Source organism: Hymenobacter psoromatis, assembly GCA_001596155.1.
In the GTDB taxonomy this organism is placed as follows: domain Bacteria; phylum Bacteroidota; class Bacteroidia; order Cytophagales; family Hymenobacteraceae; genus Hymenobacter.
Window position 1 is genome coordinate 3,122,718 of record CP014771.1, and the last position, 16,671, is coordinate 3,139,388.

General features: G+C 62.8%; 14 protein-coding genes. 10 read left to right on the top strand and 4 right to left on the bottom strand.

All coding sequences use genetic code 11. The features are described 5' to 3' along the window. Positions 1–315: 315 nt before the first annotated feature. Positions 316–1,083 (top strand): hypothetical protein, encoded by a 768-nt coding sequence (locus A0257_13180; GenBank protein AMR27948.1) that lies wholly within the window; start codon positions 316–318, stop codon positions 1,081–1,083. A gap of 590 nt (positions 1,084–1,673) precedes the next feature. Further along, positions 1,674–1,877, top strand: a complete 204-nt coding sequence (locus A0257_13185; protein ID AMR27949.1) for a hypothetical protein — start codon at positions 1,674–1,676, stop codon at positions 1,875–1,877. 50 nt (positions 1,878–1,927) lie between these two features. Here A0257_13185 and A0257_13190 read toward each other — a convergent pair whose 3' ends face one another. Beyond that, positions 1,928–2,659, bottom strand: coding sequence for a sugar dehydrogenase (locus tag A0257_13190; GenBank protein ID AMR27950.1), 732 nt, complete (start codon positions 2,657–2,659; stop codon positions 1,928–1,930). A gap of 312 nt (positions 2,660–2,971) precedes the next feature. On the opposite strand from A0257_13190, the gene A0257_13195 reads away from it, so the two are divergent. Beyond that, a complete protein-coding gene (locus A0257_13195) occupies positions 2,972–3,712 on the top strand; it encodes a hypothetical protein (protein AMR27951.1) in 741 nt (246 codons plus the stop codon). Between the two features lie 92 nt (positions 3,713–3,804). Then, positions 3,805–5,157 carry a hypothetical protein gene (locus A0257_13200; GenBank protein ID AMR27952.1) on the top strand — a complete coding sequence of 451 codons (1,353 nt, stop codon included), beginning with the start codon at positions 3,805–3,807 and terminating at the stop codon, positions 5,155–5,157. A gap of 107 nt (positions 5,158–5,264) precedes the next feature. Here the strand turns inward: A0257_13200 and A0257_13205 are convergent, their stop codons facing one another. Beyond that, positions 5,265–6,920 (bottom strand): fused response regulator/thioredoxin-disulfide reductase, encoded by a 1,656-nt coding sequence (locus A0257_13205; GenBank protein AMR27953.1) that lies wholly within the window; start codon positions 6,918–6,920, stop codon positions 5,265–5,267. Positions 6,921–7,001: 81 nt separating this feature from the next. Continuing rightward, positions 7,002–8,396, bottom strand: a complete 1,395-nt coding sequence (locus A0257_13210; GenBank protein ID AMR27954.1) for a hypothetical protein — start codon at positions 8,394–8,396, stop codon at positions 7,002–7,004. 114 nt (positions 8,397–8,510) lie between these two features. On the opposite strand from A0257_13210, the gene A0257_13215 reads away from it, so the two are divergent. Next, complete coding sequence (locus A0257_13215) at positions 8,511–9,803, top strand: hypothetical protein (protein AMR27955.1); 1,293 nt, start codon at positions 8,511–8,513, stop codon at positions 9,801–9,803. A 259-nt stretch (positions 9,804–10,062) separates the two neighbouring features. Continuing rightward, positions 10,063–11,094, top strand: a complete 1,032-nt coding sequence (locus A0257_13220) for a hypothetical protein (GenBank protein ID AMR27956.1) — start codon at positions 10,063–10,065, stop codon at positions 11,092–11,094. Positions 11,095–11,212: 118 nt separating this feature from the next. Here the strand turns inward: A0257_13220 and A0257_13225 are convergent, their stop codons facing one another. Beyond that, positions 11,213–11,491: a hypothetical protein gene (locus tag A0257_13225; protein ID AMR27957.1), complete on the bottom strand. Its 279-nt coding sequence runs from the start codon at positions 11,489–11,491 to the stop codon at positions 11,213–11,215. 151 nt (positions 11,492–11,642) lie between these two features. On the opposite strand from A0257_13225, the gene A0257_13230 reads away from it, so the two are divergent. The 4 genes from A0257_13230 to A0257_13245 all read left to right on the top strand — a co-directional run bounded on the left by A0257_13230 (position 11,643) and on the right by A0257_13245 (position 16,539). Further along, on the top strand, positions 11,643–12,233 hold the full coding sequence (locus tag A0257_13230; protein ID AMR29756.1) for an RNA polymerase subunit sigma-70: 591 nt from the start codon (positions 11,643–11,645) through the stop codon (positions 12,231–12,233). Positions 12,234–12,356: 123 nt separating this feature from the next. Next, complete coding sequence (locus A0257_13235) at positions 12,357–13,523, top strand: hypothetical protein (protein ID AMR27958.1); 1,167 nt, start codon at positions 12,357–12,359, stop codon at positions 13,521–13,523. A 139-nt stretch (positions 13,524–13,662) separates the two neighbouring features. Next, positions 13,663–14,553 carry a hypothetical protein gene (locus A0257_13240; protein AMR27959.1) on the top strand — a complete coding sequence of 297 codons (891 nt, stop codon included), beginning with the start codon at positions 13,663–13,665 and terminating at the stop codon, positions 14,551–14,553. A gap of 267 nt (positions 14,554–14,820) precedes the next feature. After that, positions 14,821–16,539 (top strand): hypothetical protein, encoded by a 1,719-nt coding sequence (locus A0257_13245; GenBank protein ID AMR27960.1) that lies wholly within the window; start codon positions 14,821–14,823, stop codon positions 16,537–16,539. Positions 16,540–16,671 lie beyond the last annotated feature (132 nt).

Here is a 16,671-nt window from a genome sequence, read left to right on the forward strand (position 1 = left end):
AAAGTAGCGAAGAGGCAGTATATATTTGGGGCGTACTCTTAACCCCCTTTCCTCCTTATGCTCAACCAGCTACCCCCCCCCGTACGACTGCTTCGCCAGCTTGTGCTTATTAGCTTAGGCGGCCTAGCTGCTTTTTCGTGTAAGAAAGAAGACGAAGCAGTATTACCACCTGCTGATGCCACCGCTTATGCCATGACAGTAGCCCAAGCTACCACCGCGGCCGAGAATATCGCGCTCAGGGCGGGAGTTGCGGCCCAGCGCCGCCATAGCTAGCAGAAGAACGATACGCAGCGCGTATTTCAGGGCCTTCAGCGCGTGCTGAATCTGACGCCCGTGCCAGCGGCTGATGGTAAGCCCGGCTTATATCTGTGCAACTATGCGCAAGGCGGCTTTGCCATTATCGCGGCCGACCGCCACATGCAGCCGGTTCTGGCCTTTGCGGAGCGTGGCGCGTTGCCCACTACTTCGTTGGAGGGCACTCGGGCCGTACCGGAGGGCCTGGCTTCGTGGCTGGAAACCACCCGCCAGATAGCGGCGGCTCTACGCCAGAACCCCAGCGAGAAAAATACCGCGCCAGGCGCTACCGCTGCCTGGGCCGCCTTGGTTGACAAACCGGGGGATATAGCCGCTACATTTTTCACCCTTTCCGGCCCAGCCTACCGGGTGCCCGCCGACAACACCCCACCCGCCGACCCGCCACCCGTGCAGGTGGGGCCATTGATGCAAACGACATGGGGACAGGGTTGCGGGTACAATGACTATGTTACTAGCAGCAATGAGGGAGGTGATTATTGTTATCATTGTCCCACCGGCTGCGTTGCCACAGCGCAGGCCCAAGTAATGTATTACTGGAAGTATCCGGCTTATTTTGATTGGGCAAATATGGCGCTTAGCTATGGCACCCCCGCAACTGCTCATCTAATGGACGACTTAGGCGGCAAGCTGCACATGGACTATAATCCTACAACTAGCCCTAAAGGTGGCTCGGGAGCTGACACTGACTATATTGATGATGCGCTCAAAGGCAATTACGGTTATAGTTCTGCTGAATACAATAGCAGCGAAGACCCTGGACTTTACTAAACTGTTATTAGCAATCTGAATAACAGAATGCCGGTCATTTTAAGTGGCTTCTCCGCCACGAATTGGTTTGGCTACCCAACTTATGATTCTAATGGGCACTGCTGGGTTTGCGATGGGTATATCCAAAGCTATTATCAGGGTAGTGGATACCTGCAGTACTCTATGAACTGGGGATGGAAAGGTTACTACAATGGCTGGTTTGCTTATAATAACTGGCAAGTAACAGAATATAATGGCAAAGTAGACAATTTCAATTATGCCAAAGCCTATACCCTTAACATCCATCCGTAATCTAGATGAGAACTTTACTTATCACTTTAGGATGCTACGCGCTTTTAAGCAGTTGCAAAAAGCAGCCTATTCCTAACGGCAATATCATGCCGCCAGATGCTAATTTAGCTTTGCTAGATAAACAAGGTAATAGCTTGCTCACCAGCACCTCGACTCCTATCAAAGTGTGGTTTATTCACGATAGCCAGCAAGAATATTTAGGTCAGGAGTGTGCTGGCGGCGGCTGTACAATGGTGCGCGAAGGCCACAATTATCAAAACAAACCGCTTAAATACCCATTTTATTATGGGTCTCTAGCAATGTCTTTGGCAAGTGCCGATGGTTATAAGATTTTTTACTTGGAACTTGGCGGCAAAACTGACACGCTTTTCTGGGACGTGCAAAAAACCAGGCCCAACGACCCACTCGACAAGTACGACATCGTCTCGGTCAAATTCAACGGCAAGCCGGTAGCCATTGACCAGGACCAGCTACCCATCTACCCTTTACAACGGCTGCACTAAACTGCTTCCCTCTAAAAACGCCCTGACTACCGGTTAGGGCGTTTTTTATGTTACAGCTGCGCCAGCCGGCCGCCGTCCACGGTCAGGGTGGAGCCGTTGATGAACGTGGCCTCATCGGAGGCCAGGAAGCAGATGGCGGCGGCCAGCTCGTCGGGCGTACCGACCTGGCCCGTAATGACTTCGGTGCCATCCATGATGTTGGGGTTGCTGCGGAGCATGGCGGTTTCGACCGCGCCGGGGGCCACGGCGTTAATGCGGGCCTGGGTGTAGGGCACTTCCAGGCTGAGGCCGCGCACGAAGGCTTCGAGGCCGCTCTTGCTGGTGGCGTAGGGCGCCACGTTGGGCGTGCTCTGGAAGGCGTGCACCGAGCTAACGGCCACCACGGCTCCGCCCTGCATTTGCGGCACGCAGAGCTGGCAGAGCCGGAACGTGGCCCGCAGGTTCACGTTCAGCACGCGGTCCCAGTCGGCGGGCTTGAGGTCCAGAATAGGGGTGAAGGTCATCATGGCCGCGTTGCTGATGAGCACGTCGATGCGCTGGTAGCGGGCCAGCACCTGGTTCACGGCGTGCACCAAATCGTTGTCCTTGCCCACGTCGGTTTTAATAAAGAGCGCGTCGCTACCCCCCGCTTTTATTTCAGCCTCCACGGCGTGGCCGGCTTTCACCTCGCGGCCTAGGCAGATAACGGTGGCACCCTCGCGGCCCAGGCGCACGGCCGTGGCCCGGCCAATGCCGGAAGTAGCGCCGGTAACTAAGCAAATTTTATTCTGAAAGCGAAACATAAAGCAATACGATAAAGAGCAGGTTGCGCAAGGGAAACGGCCGGCGCGGGTAGTTGTTTAAGCAGGGCATGACGAAGCCGGGCACCGGCGAATAGGTGGCCAGCGAATGAAGACGCCGCGCCCTCTGAGGCGGCCTGACCAAGACCTGCATCCTGGCCTGGTGCCCCATTCCTAGCCGCATAGGGCAAGCGGCGGGCCGGCCCTACCCCCCGCCGGGCACGAGCGCGCAACCCGGCGGCCATTCCTTACGAATACCTATTCAAGCAACGGCTTACGGGCACGCTGCCCCCACTCACTTAGCTTCTTTTTCCTATGAACCCCACAAGCAACGCGCCGAGCGGCTCGCACGGCAATGCCTCCGCTCCTGGCAACCTCAAACTCGACGCCTCCCTGTCCAGCAACGAGCCTACTTCGGGCCCCGCCGGCTCGTCGTACAAAGACTATAAGCAAAAAGACAACGACGGCATTCAGTCCATTCTGGACAGCGGCAAGCAAGGCTGGCAAGAAGGCCGCGAGTGGCTGGCCAGCAGCGACATGAGCGGCAAAGCCAAAGACCTGGGCAGCCAGGCCCTGTCGAAATTCAATGACCTGACTACCACCCAAAAAATAGTGGGCGTGGGCCTGCTCACGGCGGGCATCGCCTTCTTGGCCACCCGCGGCAAAAAGCACAAGGACAAAGGCGAATACCGCCTCAAGGACCGCCACTCGCCGTTTGCCAAAAAGTCGAAGGAGAGCGACCAAGACCGCGGCCCGCGCGCGCAGCAGCGCCCCTGGGGCAGCAGCCGCTACGGCTCGTCGTCGGCCCCGGCCAGCGCGGGCAAAGGTCGCGTGATGGCCGGCAGCGGCCCCAAGCCCGGCCCCAAGCAGGAGCACCCCGACCACCAGCGCGACCACGGCCAGCGCCCTACCCCCCTGCCGCCGGCCAACGCCGCGACCAGGGCCCGGCTTCGGGCAGCCACTACGACGTGCATACGTCGGGCGGCCAGAACCCCAATAACCTCGACCAACTCAACAGCGCGTTTTAGGGGGGGTAGCGATTGGCAGAGCCGGTAATATGCCGGCCGGAACCACTTTGCGACTAATAATTAAGGCAAAGGGCCGACTGCTAGCGCAGCCGGCCCTTTTGGCGTAAACTTGCCGCACCTATGCTCTTTTATACCGTCATGAAGCCCGTGGTGCGCCTGGGGTTGCGCGTGTTTTTTCGCCGCCTTGAAGTGCGCCACCGCGAACGCCTGCGCCTGCTGGGGCCGCTCATGCTGTGCGGCAACCACCCCAACACCCTTATGGACCCGCTCGTGACGGCCGTGCAGCGCCACCAGCCCATCGCGTTTCTGGCCAAAAGCACATTTTTCAAAAACCCTATTCTGGGGGCCATCATGCGCTCGGGCAACTGCATTCCCATCTACCGGCGGCAGGATGCGGAAGGTAGCGCCGATGCGCCTACCCCCGCCCAGCTGGCCGCCAGCAACGAGGCCAGCTTTGGGCGCTGCTACGATTATCTAGAGCGCGGCGGCACGGTCATGATTTTTCCGGAGGGTACCAGCGTGAGCGAACGCCGGCTGCGGCCGCTCAAGACCGGCGCGGCGCGCATTGCGCTGGGCACCGAGGCGCGGCACGATTTTCGGCTGGGTTTGCAGCTGGTGTGCGTGGGCACCAACTACTTCGACCCCAGCCACTTTCGCTCCGACGTGCTGCTCAACGTGGCCCCGCCCATTCGGGTGGCCGACTACGCCGCCCGCTACCACCAGGACCCCGACGCGGCGGCCGACGAGCTGACGGAGGAAATCCGCCAGCGCCTCACGCGCCGCCTCGTCATCAGCCGCGATGCCGAAGACGACCAGTTGGCCCAGCAGGTTGAGCGCACCTTCGGCAACCACCTCAACCCCGACGACGACCCCACTACCCTCTACGACAACTTCCAGCTCAGCCGCACGCTGCTCGATGCCGTGGCCTGGTTTGAGCAGCACGACCCCGGCCGCCTGGCGGCGTTGCGCGAAGCCCTGGGGGCTTATCTGAGTGATTTAGAAAGCAATAAGCTCGACGACGACGCCCTCGACCAGAGCCAGCGCCCCGGCACCCGCCTGGCTGACTACCTCAACCTGCTGCTGGGCTTCCCGGTGTGGCTCTACGGCCTCCTTACCAACTACTTACCCTACAAGCTGCCCGCCGAAGTGGCCCACCGTGCCACCAGGGAAACGGAGTTCATTGCGGCCATTATGCTGGGGGTAGGGATAGTCACGTTTCCGCTGGCCTACGCCCTGGAAGCGGCCGCCGTGCAGCACTGGCTCACGCACGACTGGCGGCTTACCCTACTGTTTGTCATCACTTTACCACTAACCGGCTTCTACGCTCTGGGCTATTGGCAAACGCTGAGCGCCCGCCTCAAGCGCCTGCGCGTACGCCGGCTGCCAGGCACTACGCTGGCTGCCCTGCAAGGCCAGCGCGCCACGGTGCTGCGCCTGCTCGATGAGGCGCAAGCGGCCTACACCCGCCAGTAGCGCGAACTTTCCAGTTCGTGCGCCAGCGCCAGCGAGCAGGCGGCACCACGCGGCGCGAATGGATGTGCTCGCTCCGCTCGCGCGCGAACTGGAAAGTTCGCGCTACTTTACTCATCTAAATACTGATGCACGAACTTGATGGCCATGCTTCCCTCGCCCACGGCCGAGGCAACGCGGGCCATCGCCCCGGCGCGGCCATCGCCGGCGGCAAACATACCGGGCACGCAAGTCTCTAATAGATAGGGCTCACGGTCTTTCTTCCAGGAGGCTTGGTAGCGTGGGTCGGCCACGAGGTCGCGGCCGGTGAGCAGGTAGCCTTTGGGGTCGCAGAGGGCCAGGTGGCATACCCACTCGGTGCTAGGCTTGGCCCCGATGAAGATGAACAGCGCGCGCGCGGGCCGCTTCTCGGGCTCGTGGCCCTCCTGCTGAATAACCACAGCTTCGAGCGAGTGCTCGCCGCAGGCTTCGCGCACCTGGGTGTGGGGCAGGATTTCGATGTTGGGCGTTTGGGCAATCTGCTCGATGAGGTAGGCCGACATGCTGGCGGCCAGGCTTTTACCCCGAATCATAATGAACACCCGCGAGGCGAAAGTAGCCAGGTACATGGCCGCCTGCCCCGCCGAATTTCCCCCGCCAATGATATATACCGGCTGGTTGCTGCAACTGCGCGCCTCGGTGCGGGCGGCCCCATAATACACGCCCGCGCCACTAAGGCGCGCCAGCCCCGGTGCCTCCAGCACGCGGTAGCTGACGCCGGTAGTGAGCACCACGGCGCGGGTCTTTATCTCCGTCTTATCGCTTAGCGTCAATACCTTATAGCCATCCTGAATGCAGATGTCAACGACCTCCTGCGGGGCCATAAACTCGGCTCCCAGGCGGGTGGCTTGGCTCCAGGCGCGGTGGGCCAGCTCGGCCCCGCTGAGGCCGGTCGGGAAGCCCAGGTAGTTTTCGATGCGCGACGACGAGCCGGCCTGCCCGCCGGGCGTTTGCCGCTCGATGATGAGCGTTTTCAGCCCTTCGGAAGCGCCGTAAACAGCGGCGGCCAGTCCGGCTGGCCCCGCGCCAATTACTACCACATCATACAGCTCCTGCTTGGCCTCAACTAACAGGCCCAGGTGCCGGGCCAGGTCGAGCTTATTGGGCTTGGCTAGGGCCTGCCCATCGGGGCAAATGACGAACGGCAGGTCTTCGGGCGTGAAGCCGTTAGCTTCCATCAGCGCCTTGGCCTCGGCATCTTTCTCAAAATCAAGCCATTGGTAGCCCACCATGTAGCCGCTGAGAAAATCCTTGAGCTCGTGCGAGAGCGGCGACCACTGAAAACCAATGAGCCGCACGCCCGCAAACGCCGGCCGGTACGTGGCCTGCCAGCTGGCCAGCAAGTCGTGCAAAGTGGGGTAGAGCAGCTGCTCGGGCGGGTCCCAGGGCTTGAGTAAATAGTAGTCGAGTTGCGCCGAATTGATGGCCTTGATGGCCGCCGTAGTGTCGGCGTAGGCGGTGAGCAGCACGCGCTTGGCTTCCGGGAACAGCTCGCGGGCGCGGGTCAGCACCGCTACCCCCTCCACTTCGGGCATGCGCTGGTCGGCCAGCACCAGGGCCAGCGGCTCGGCGCGGGCGCGCAGCTCGGTGAGGGTCGCGAGGGCCTCGGGCCCAGAATTGACGCTCAGGATGCGGTAGTCCTGCCGAAATTCCTGGCGCAGGTCGCGCGTAATGGCCGCCAGCACCTGGGCGTCGTCATCAACGGTGAGGATAATCGGCTTTTTCATAAAAAATGTGCGGTAAGCTTCAGCTTGCCATCGGTTTACAGATTTTTACTTACGGCAAGCTAAAGCTTACCGCACAGTCGGTTACCCCACCGGGAGCCAGACCGAAAACTCGGTGCGGCCAGACACCGACGTGGCTTCCAGCCGGCCGCCGTGCTCCCGCACGATGCGCCGGGCAATATCGAGGCCCAGGCCGCTGCCCTCGCCGGCGGCCTTGGTGGTGTAAAAAGGCTCAAACAGGTGGGCCAGTACTTCGGCCGTAATGCCGCTGCCGTTGTCGATAATGCTGACGCAGACGCCGCCCGGCTGCTTGGCGGTGTGCACCGCCAAGCAGCCGCCGGAGGGGGGTAGGGCGTCGATGGCGTTATCTATCAAGTTGGTCCACACCTGGTTGAGCTGACCTATTTCGGCGCTCACGCGCGGTACGTCGGGGGCGTAAACACGGGTGAGCTTGACGTTTTTTTGACGCAGGGCATAGTCGAAAATATTAAGCGTGCTGTCGAGGCTGGCGGCTACGTCGAGCAGCTCGCGGCCGCCGGCGCGGTCCATGTGCGAGTAGGTTTTGACGTTGCCGACCAGCGTGCTGATGCGCTGGCTAGCCTCGCGAATATCGTGGGTGAGGCGCAGCACCGACACGTGGCTTTCGAGCCAGGCCAACGCGGCCGGCCGGGCCGCCGCCGACAGCGGGGTGACCAGCGGCCCCAGCGTGGTGGCCGAGTGGCCGGCATCCAAGAGGTTGGGGGCCAGCGCGAAGCCATCGGGGCAGCCCTGGGCATCGAGCCAGTCGGCCAGCTCATCTTCGGCGTCGGCGCGGGCCAGGGCCGAGCGGGGGGGTAGGGCCCCGACAGGCCCACCCACGCTGAGCAGCGCCGCTACGGCCTCGGCGGGCGGGCAGGCCAGCAGCAGGTTTTTGAGCAGTATCGGCTTGTTTTTCAACATATTGCCCAGGGCATCGGCGGCGCGGGCAATGGCGGCGGCGGGGTTGTTGAGCTCGTGGGCCAGGCCCGCCGAGAGCTTGCCCAGGGCGCGCAGCTTGTCGTCGCGCTCCTGGCCGCGCACCTCGTCGCGGGCGCGGTCGCTCATGATGCCCACCAGCCGCTGCACCAGCTCGGGGCTCACCTGCTCCAGGGCCGGAAACTCGGTGCGGGGCAGCAGATATAGCAGAGTTTCACCAACAGCAATGCCTTCTCCTCTAATTACTTGCAGCCGCGAATAAGGCAGCACCCCACTAATATTGCCGGCCGCCACCCGAAACACCAGCTCCGAAGCTCCGTTGCTATCACGGAAGTACTGCATGCCGCCGCGCACTACGCCCATCATCGTATCGGCGGGGTCGCCGGCGTGCACGATGACCTCGCCATCGGCATATTGGCGCAGCTCGCCGGCTTGCAGCAGCCAGGCCAGCACTTCGGCGGGCAGGTTTTGGAAAGCCGTGATGCCCGTAAGCGCGGCGGGGTCGGGGGAAAATTGCTGAGCCATACGGCTAGTAACCGGCCCGCCACGGCGAAGTTGGGGACCGCGCCAGCAGACAAGCCGCGCCCGAAACCGGGGGCAACCCGTGCCGTTGCCGGCCGGCCGGTGTTCTTTTGCACCGTGCCCACCGTCCCTACCCCCACCCCGCCGCCCGCGCTGCTCACCCGCGAACAGGTGCTGCGCGCCCTGCGCCTGGCAGAGCGCGAGGGCCGTCGCCTACCCCCCAGTACCGTGTATGAGCTGCTGTATCGGGGGCGCCGCTACCCGCCCCGCGCCGTGGCCGAGCTGGCCTACCGCCTGGCCCTGGCCAACCCGCAGGCGCGCTGGCCCCACGCCGCCGGCCAGCCCACCAATGCCCAGCTCGAAGCCCTCGACTTCACCATCGCGGCCAAGCGCCCCATGCTGGCCGCCGGCTCGGCCCACGACCACGAGCAGGCCGCCGAGCAGCAGGCCGAAAACCTGTACGTGGGCTCCGAAACCTCCCTGCGCGGCGCGGCCGTGGCCGAGCCCGGCGCAACTTATTCCATCCCCCCCTACACCGAGGCCGACGCGCTGGCCGAGCTTTTTATCACTGCTAATGAGCTGGCTGACAGCTTATCTGGCCTGCTCCGCCGCCGGGCGCTGCTGCTGCAAGGGCCGCCCGGCACCGGCAAAACCTACCTGGCGCGCCGCCTGGCCTGGCTGCTGCTGGGCGCGCGGGACGAGGGCCGCATCGAGCTGGTGCAGTTTCACCCCAGCTACGGCTACGAGGATTTTATGCTAGGCTTCCGGCCGGGGCCGAAGGGGCAGTTTGGGCTGGTGCCGGGGGTGCTGCCGTTGCTGTGCCAGCGCGCCGCCCAGCACCCCGAGCGGCCCTATTTCTTGCTGATTGACGAGTTGAACCGCGGCAACGTGGCCCGCATTTTTGGCGAGTTTTTGCTGCTATTAGAACCCGACAAGCGTGGGCCGGCCCACGCCCTGCGCCTGCCCTACGCCCCACCCGAGGCACTGCGGTTTTTCGTGCCCGATAACCTGTACGTCATCGGCACGCTCAACCTGGCCGACCGCTCATTGGCCCCGCTCGACTACGCCCTGCGGCGGCGTTTTGCCTTCGTGGCCATGCGGCCGCAGTTTGGCGAATCATTGCGTAAACTCCTACTGGATAAGCAAGTACCCGCACCGCTCATCGCCTTGCTGACCGAGCGGATGGCGGCCCTCAACCACGTGATTGCCGCCGACCCCGAGCTGGGACCCGATTTTGAAATCGGCCACAGCTACTTCTGCGCGCCCCCTACCCCCCTTGGCGCGGCCGAGGCCAGCGCCTGGCTGCGCTTGATTTTTGAGCAGGAAATCGGCCCGCTGCTGGCCGACTACTGGCGCGAACAGCCCGACAAAGCCGCCGCCCAGCTGCGCCGGCTGCTGGCTGACGTGTAGGGCCGTGCGGTAAGCTTTAGCTTGTCGTGGTGAAGCAGCGTTCTTTCACTTTTAGCACTCTATTAACTGCTGTTACGCCCTACCTTATTCGAGATGGCAGCGGGGAGTAGCGCGAACTTTGTAGTTCGCGTCCCCGCGCCGTTCAAGCCATTTTAACGGCGCGGGGACGCGAACTACAAAGTTCGCGCTACTCCCCGCTACGTAACAGCAGCTATTAAAACAACATTTTACGGCAAGCTAAAGCTTACCGCACATTTTCGTGATTCCGCTGGCTACCCTTTATTATTTGTTGTGCTATGCCTGGCAGCGCCTGCCCGAGCTGGCGGTGCTGCAAGCCACTGAGGCCGCACCCTTTCAGCGCCCGCTGGAGCTGCTGACCCAGATGCTGTTGCACGCCACACGCCAGCTGCTGCGCCGCGGCCTGCCCCTATCGTTTAGCAGCATAGAGCAGGAAGCCAGAGAGTTGCGAGGGCGCATTGAATTGGCACCCACGCTGGGCCGGGCGCTGCTGCCCCAGGGCCGCGCCGTGTGCCGCTTCGATGAGCTGAGCCCCAACCAGCCGCTGCACCGGCTGCTGGCCGGCACGCTGGCCGCCCTGGCCCCTCACCCCGGCCTACCCCTGGCGCTGCGCCGCGAGGTGAGCGAGGCGCGCCGCCGCCTGCCCGCCGGCGTGGTGCCACTGGTGCCGGCCGCGCCGGTGTTTGGGGCGCTGCGGCGACAGCGGCTGGCGGCGGCCGAGGCATTTTTGCTGCACCTGTGCGAGTTGATTTTTGATACGTCGCTGCCCGCGCCGGCCGCAGGCAGCCGGAGCCGCTTCCCCGATTTTCGGCGCGATGAGCGGCTGATGGCGCGGCTGTTTGAGCAGGCGGTGCGCAATTTTTACCGCCGCGAGCAGCGCCAGTACCGCGTGTTTGCCGAAACCATTGCCTGGCAGGCTGAGGCCGCCCACGCCGCCGACCTGGCGCTGCTGCCCACCATGCTCACCGACACGACGCTCGACAGCCCGGCCCGCAAGATTGTGCTCGATACCAAGTACTACGCCGCTGCCCTGCGCCCGCGCTACGACCAAGTGCGCCTCATTGCGCCGCACCTCTACCAGCTTTTTGCCTACCTCCAAAACCTGCGCCCTACCCCCGGCCAGGCGCTCGAAGGCATTTTGCTGTATCCGGCGGCCACGGCGGCCGTGGACGTGCGCTACACGCTGGGCGGCCACCCGGTGCACATCGCGACGCTCGATTTGCAGCAGCCCTGGCCCGGCATTGCCGCCGATTTGCTGGCGCTGATTGCCTGACTATTTACCCAACAACACCTTGCATCTAAAACCGACTGCGCATAAAAAAGGGCTCGCACAATGCAGTGCGAACCCTTTTTTAGATATAAAAGCTATACCGGGCCAGGCCCGGCTGCCATTACTTGGGGGCGGGGGTGGTGCCAGCGGCGGGAGCCGTCGTGGTGCCAGCAGCGGGAGCCATAGCGCCATCGGTGGTGGTAGCACCAGCAGCGGGAGCCATAGCGCCATCAGCGCCAGCAGCGGGAGCGGCCGACATGGTCGAAGTCGAGTCCGTAGTGGTGCTCATGGTCGACTCGGTAGCAGCGGGCGTGGTGGTTTCGGTCGTGGCGGTTTTCGACTCGCACGAAGCCAGGCCAACGGCCAGGAACAGGGCAGATACTTTCAGAACGTTGTTCATCTTGGGGTAAATTTGAAGGGGGATTAACAGAAATCTGCCCTTAATGCCGCCGCTATGAAGAGGTAACCCGGTGGTTGTAAAAAAATATTTAAAAAATTCTCATGGGTTACTAATGCCCGTTAGCCTGCATTAAGCCCCGAAGCGAATGAACATGGATAGCACCACGGCGCTGGCCGCCGACGCTCAACTCATCAAAGCCATTCAGGGTGGCGATGAGCGGGCGCTCAGCCAGCTTTATCGCCTGCACTGGCCGATGGTTTCGCATTTCGTGCTGCAAAACAGCGGTTCGGAAGACGATGCCCGCGACGTGTACCAGGAAGGCGTAATGGTATTTTATGAGAAGGTACGCGAAGGCTCTCTGGAGCTGAGCTGCCAGATTAAAACCTACCTCTACGCCGTGTGCCGCCGCCTGTGGCTCAAGCGCCTCACCTCCAAAAGCCGGCTGCACGGCGTGCGCCTGCTCGACGAGGAAGAATACGGCCCTTACCTCAACACCGGGGCCGAGGACGATGTGCAGGAAGCCGAGGAGCACGACCGGCGCTTCGCGACAATGAGCGAGGCGCTGACCCACCTGGGCGAGCCCTGCCGCTCGCTGCTCGAAGGCTTTTACCTGCTCGATAAATCGATGCTGGACCTCACGGCGGAGCACGGCTACACCAACGCCGACACCGCCAAAACCCAGAAATACAAGTGCTTAACGCGCCTGAAGAAGTTGTTTTTCGCTAGTTATAAAGAAGCTTAATCCATTTGTCATTGCGAGCGAAGCACGGCAATCGCACCAGAACGAAATCGTTTGGGTGTCGCGCTGAGGCGATTGCCGCGCTTCGCTCGCAGTGACAAACGCGAATAGGTCTCACCCAAAAAGATGCAAACCGAAGCCGATTACTACGCCCTTTTTGAGGCTTACCAGCGCGGGGAGCTGGCGGCTGGCGCGCGGGCCAGCCTGGAAGCCCGGCTCGGGGCCGAGCCCCGGCTGGGCCAGCTCTACGCCGAGTACCTGGACCTGACGGGCACGCTGACCGCCTACGGCGAGCGCCGCCGCACCCGCCAGACTATCAGCAACCTGCACGAGGCCATGCTGGCCGCCGAGGCTACCCCGGTGTTTGAGGAGCGAGCGGCCGGTGGCCTCACCTACGCCGTGAATCCGCGCCTGAGCCTCTCGCGCACCGAGCAAAAGCTGCGCGAATTTTGGAGCGGGCACCGCGCCACGGTGGGCGTGGCCGCCTCGGTGGCCGTGCTGGCCGTGTTCAGCACGCTGACCGGCTTGAGCCTGTGGCACTCGGCCAATGCGCCGACGGCCAGCGGCGTGCGGGAGCTGCGGCGCGAAGTGGCCCAGATAGTGCGCAGCCAGCGCGTTCTCTCGCAGAAGGTTGCCAACCAAATGAGCGACGCCACGGCGACGCCCGTGCGCACCAACCGCTTCAGCGGCACGGGCTTCGCGCTCACTTCGGATGGCTACCTCGTGACGAGCGCCCACGTGATTAAGGGGGCCGACTCGCTGCTGGTGGAAGGCCGCGACCACCAGCGCTACCGCGCTGAAACGGTGTTTACTGATAAGAAGCACGACCTGGCCATTTTGCGCATCAAAGACCAGAGCTTCAAGACCTTTGGCCGGCTGCCCTACACCTTTAAGGCCGGGCAGGCCGACCTGGGCGAGCGTGTATTCACGCTGGGCTACCCCCGCGAAGACGTAGTGTATGGCGAGGGCGCGCTGAGCGCCCGCTCGGGCTACGATGGCGACTCGGCCTTCTACCAGGTGAGCATTCCGCTGAACCCCGGCAACTCAGGCGGACCGTTGCTCGATGCCCAGGGCAACCTGATTGGGGTGGTGAGCAGCCGGCAGGACGACGTGCTGGGTGCCGCCTTCGCCACCAAGTCGTCGTACCTGGTGCACCTGGTCGATTCGCTCAAAAATCACCAGCCGGAGTCGGCTTACCACCTGCCGCGCTTCAATCAGCTGCTTGGCGCGGGCCGCCCGCAGCAAATCAAGCGCCTGCAAGACTTCGTCTTCGTGGTGAAGGTGTACGAATAAGCTTTTCTCTCTTTTTTCTGCTAATACTTGAAAGCCTCGCCTCATTCGGCGAGGCTTTTTTGGCTTCCTACCCCTGCGAAATTCAGTGGCTTCACGTGGCGAAACCCGGCGCGAAAAGCCGCCCGTACCTTTGCCCCGCATGGGCGACTACCTCCTTTACCAGGCCTACGGCAGCCCCGACATTCGGCACGAGGCGCTGCTGAGCATCCTGTCTTACCTGCGGCAGCCGACCGGCGCCACCGTGCTGGTATATACTGATAAGCCGGCGCACTTTCGGGCGGTGCTGGGCGAGGTAGCGGCCGTGGAATACGTGCCCATCGAGCCGGCGCAGTGGCAGGCGTGGCGCGGGGAAATTGACTTCGTGCACCGGGTCAAAATCAAGGTGTTGCAGCACGCGGCGGCGCACCACGCAGGCAATTTATTATACGCCGATACGGATACCATTTGGGTGCGGTCGCCGGCCGAAATCTTCGCGGCGCTGGGCCGGGGCGAGCACTTTATGCACGTGGCCGAAGGCCGGCTGGGCGACGGCAACCCGCTGAATCGCAAGATAAACCGCGCCCTGCGGCTGGCGCCGGGCCAAGAGGCGCTGGCGGGCGGCGTGGCCATTAGCCCCGAAACGCAGATGTATAACGCCGGCGTGCTGGGCCTGCGCAGCGCCGATGCGCCCCGGCTGGCCACGGTGCTGGCCCTCACCGAGCAGCTGTATCGCCGCTACCCCAAGCACGTGATGGAGCAGCTGGCTTTCAGCGTGGTGTGGGCGCAGGCCGGGCCGGTGCGCGAGGCCGCGCCGTGGGTGTATCACTACTGGAATTTAAAGGAAATCCGGCCGGTACTGGCGGCGCTTTTTGCCCTACCCACCCCCCGCGGCCTGAACGAGTGGCAGGCCCGCGCCGCCCGCCTCGACGTGCCCGCCCTGGCCGAGGACAAGGCCCGGTTCCGGGCGCTGCCGGGGTGGCGGCGGGCACTGCGGCGCTGGCTGGGCCGCGGCTGGCAGCTACCCGACCTTGGACCGGAAACAGGGGAGTAGGGCACGCGGCGCGGCGGTTGGCAGGCGAAAAAATGTCGCTGGGTTTTACGATAATAAAAATTTGTTAATCAGGCATTAAACTTTCGTCAGCGGGCCGCATCTTTAGGCTACCCGACCTTGGACCGGAAACAGGGGAGTAGGGCACGCGGCGCGGCGGTTGGCAGGCGAAAAAATGTCGCTGGGTTTTACGATAATAAAAATTTGTTAATCAGGCATTAAACTTTCGTCAGCGGGCCGCATCTTTAGGGTACACTTGCCTCGTTGCCTATGAACCGCCGAGCTTTCCTCCAGCCCCCGCCTGCCGGGCGGCGCGCGCCCGCCGCGCCGGCGCAAGCTGCCGCCCCGCTGGGCAGCGACCCGCCCGAAACTATCAGCCCCTACGCCAACAAGGCGTTGCCTCAGCGAGTTGGCCCCCTGGCTACCATGCTGGCCGCCTACACCGGCCCCTGGGGCGCCGACCAGGCCACGCATTTGCTGCGGCGCTGCCTGTTTGGGCCCACGCGCGGCGAGCTAGCGGCAGCGGCCGGCTCGTCGCTCACCACCGTGCTCAACGGGCTGCTGACCGCGCCCCCTACCCCCGCCCCGCCGCTCAACGTGAGCGCCACCGACACGACGGTGCCCATTGGGCAGACGTGGGTGGGCCAGCCGTTTGACCAGACGCTGGAGGGCGTGCGCCGGGCGTCGCTGCGCGACTGGTGGCTGGGCCAGCAGCTGGGCCAGGGCCCGTCGCTGAGTGAGCAGATGACGCTGTTCTGGCACAACCACTTCGTGGTGGAGTTTGGCACTATCAACAGCGCGGGCTACGGCTACGAGTACGTGCGGCTGTTGCGCCAGTACGCGTTGGGCAATATTCGGCAACTAGCTAAGGACGTGACCATTAACCCGGCCATGCTGCGCTACCTCAACGGCAACCAGAGCGTGGTGGGCGCTCCTAATGAGAACTACGGCCGCGAGCTGATGGAGCTGTTTACGCTGGGCAAGGGGCCGCTCATCGGGGCCGGTAATTACACTACTTATACCGAGGCCGACGTGCAGGCTGCCGCCCGCGTGCTCACCGGTTGGCGCGATAATGCCAGCACCGTGAGCGGCTACTTCACGGCCAGCCGCCACGACGCCACCACCAAGCAGTTCAGCGCCGCTTTTAATAACGCCAAGATTGCGCCCAACGGCGCCAATGAGTACCAGGATTTGATTGACCTGATTTTCAATCAGGCTTCCACGGCGGCGTTTCTGGTGCGCAAGCTCTACCGTTGGTTTGTATACTATGTGATTGATTCGCAGGTAGAAAGCGACATTATTCAGCCCTTGGCCACGCTGCTGGTGCAGAGCAACTACGACGTGGTGCCGGTATTGCGCACGCTTTTCAGCTCGCAGCATTTCTTCGACGCGGCCAACGTGGGCTGCCTTATCAAAAACCCGCTCGATTTCACGGTGGGCTTATGCCGACAATTGGAGCTGGCCCTACCCCCCGCCGGCAGCCCGGTGGCGCTGTATGGCGTGTGGGACTACCTCAACAGCCTCACCTACGTGCAACAGCAGTGGCTGGGCGACCCGCCCAACGTGGCCGGCTGGGCGGCTTATTACCAGACGCCGCAGTTTCACGAGCTGTGGATAAACTCAGTGACGCTGCCGCGCCGCAACCAGACCACCGACCTGTTCATCGGCACGGGCTTCACCAGAAACAGCTTCACCTTCAAGGCCGACCTCGTGGCCTGGGTGCAGGCCCTACCCCCCGCCACGGCCCAGGACCCCAACCTGGTCATCGCCGAATTCGTGCGCCTGATGGTGCCTATCGTGCTCACGGCCAGCCAGCTGGATTTTTTGAAAAACGCGCTCATTCCCGGCTTGCCCGACTTTGAGTGGACCAACGAGTGGAACCAGTACCTGGCCGCGTCCACCAACCCGGCCCGCCGCAACGCGGTGACGACCAAGCTGGTGGCAATGGTGAAGGCGTTGGCTGGCCTGGCTGAGTATCAGCTGAGCTAATTGCTGATTAGCAGTCGTTTGTCATTGCGAGCCTGCGAAGCAATCGCACCCGAACGATGCCCAAATGACGACGTTCGGGTGCGATTGCTTCGCAAGCTCGCAATGACGGGCGATTAACTATCGAAATTAATT

Coding starts and splice junctions, on each gene's coding strand:
- A0257_13185 (AMR27949.1), top strand. CDS start 1,674: ATGTCTTTGGCAAGTGCCGATGGTTATAAGATTTTTTACTTGGAACTT.
- A0257_13190 (AMR27950.1), bottom strand. CDS start 2,659: ATGTTTCGCTTTCAGAATAAAATTTGCTTAGTTACCGGCGCTACTTCC.
- A0257_13195 (AMR27951.1), top strand. CDS start 2,972: ATGAACCCCACAAGCAACGCGCCGAGCGGCTCGCACGGCAATGCCTCC.
- A0257_13200 (AMR27952.1), top strand. CDS start 3,805: ATGCTCTTTTATACCGTCATGAAGCCCGTGGTGCGCCTGGGGTTGCGC.
- A0257_13205 (AMR27953.1), bottom strand. CDS start 6,920: ATGAAAAAGCCGATTATCCTCACCGTTGATGACGACGCCCAGGTGCTG.
- A0257_13210 (AMR27954.1), bottom strand. CDS start 8,396: ATGGCTCAGCAATTTTCCCCCGACCCCGCCGCGCTTACGGGCATCACG.
- A0257_13225 (AMR27957.1), bottom strand. CDS start 11,491: ATGAACAACGTTCTGAAAGTATCTGCCCTGTTCCTGGCCGTTGGCCTG.
- A0257_13230 (AMR29756.1), top strand. CDS start 11,643: ATGGATAGCACCACGGCGCTGGCCGCCGACGCTCAACTCATCAAAGCC.
- A0257_13235 (AMR27958.1), top strand. CDS start 12,357: ATGCAAACCGAAGCCGATTACTACGCCCTTTTTGAGGCTTACCAGCGC.
- A0257_13240 (AMR27959.1), top strand. CDS start 13,663: ATGGGCGACTACCTCCTTTACCAGGCCTACGGCAGCCCCGACATTCGG.
- A0257_13245 (AMR27960.1), top strand. CDS start 14,821: ATGAACCGCCGAGCTTTCCTCCAGCCCCCGCCTGCCGGGCGGCGCGCG.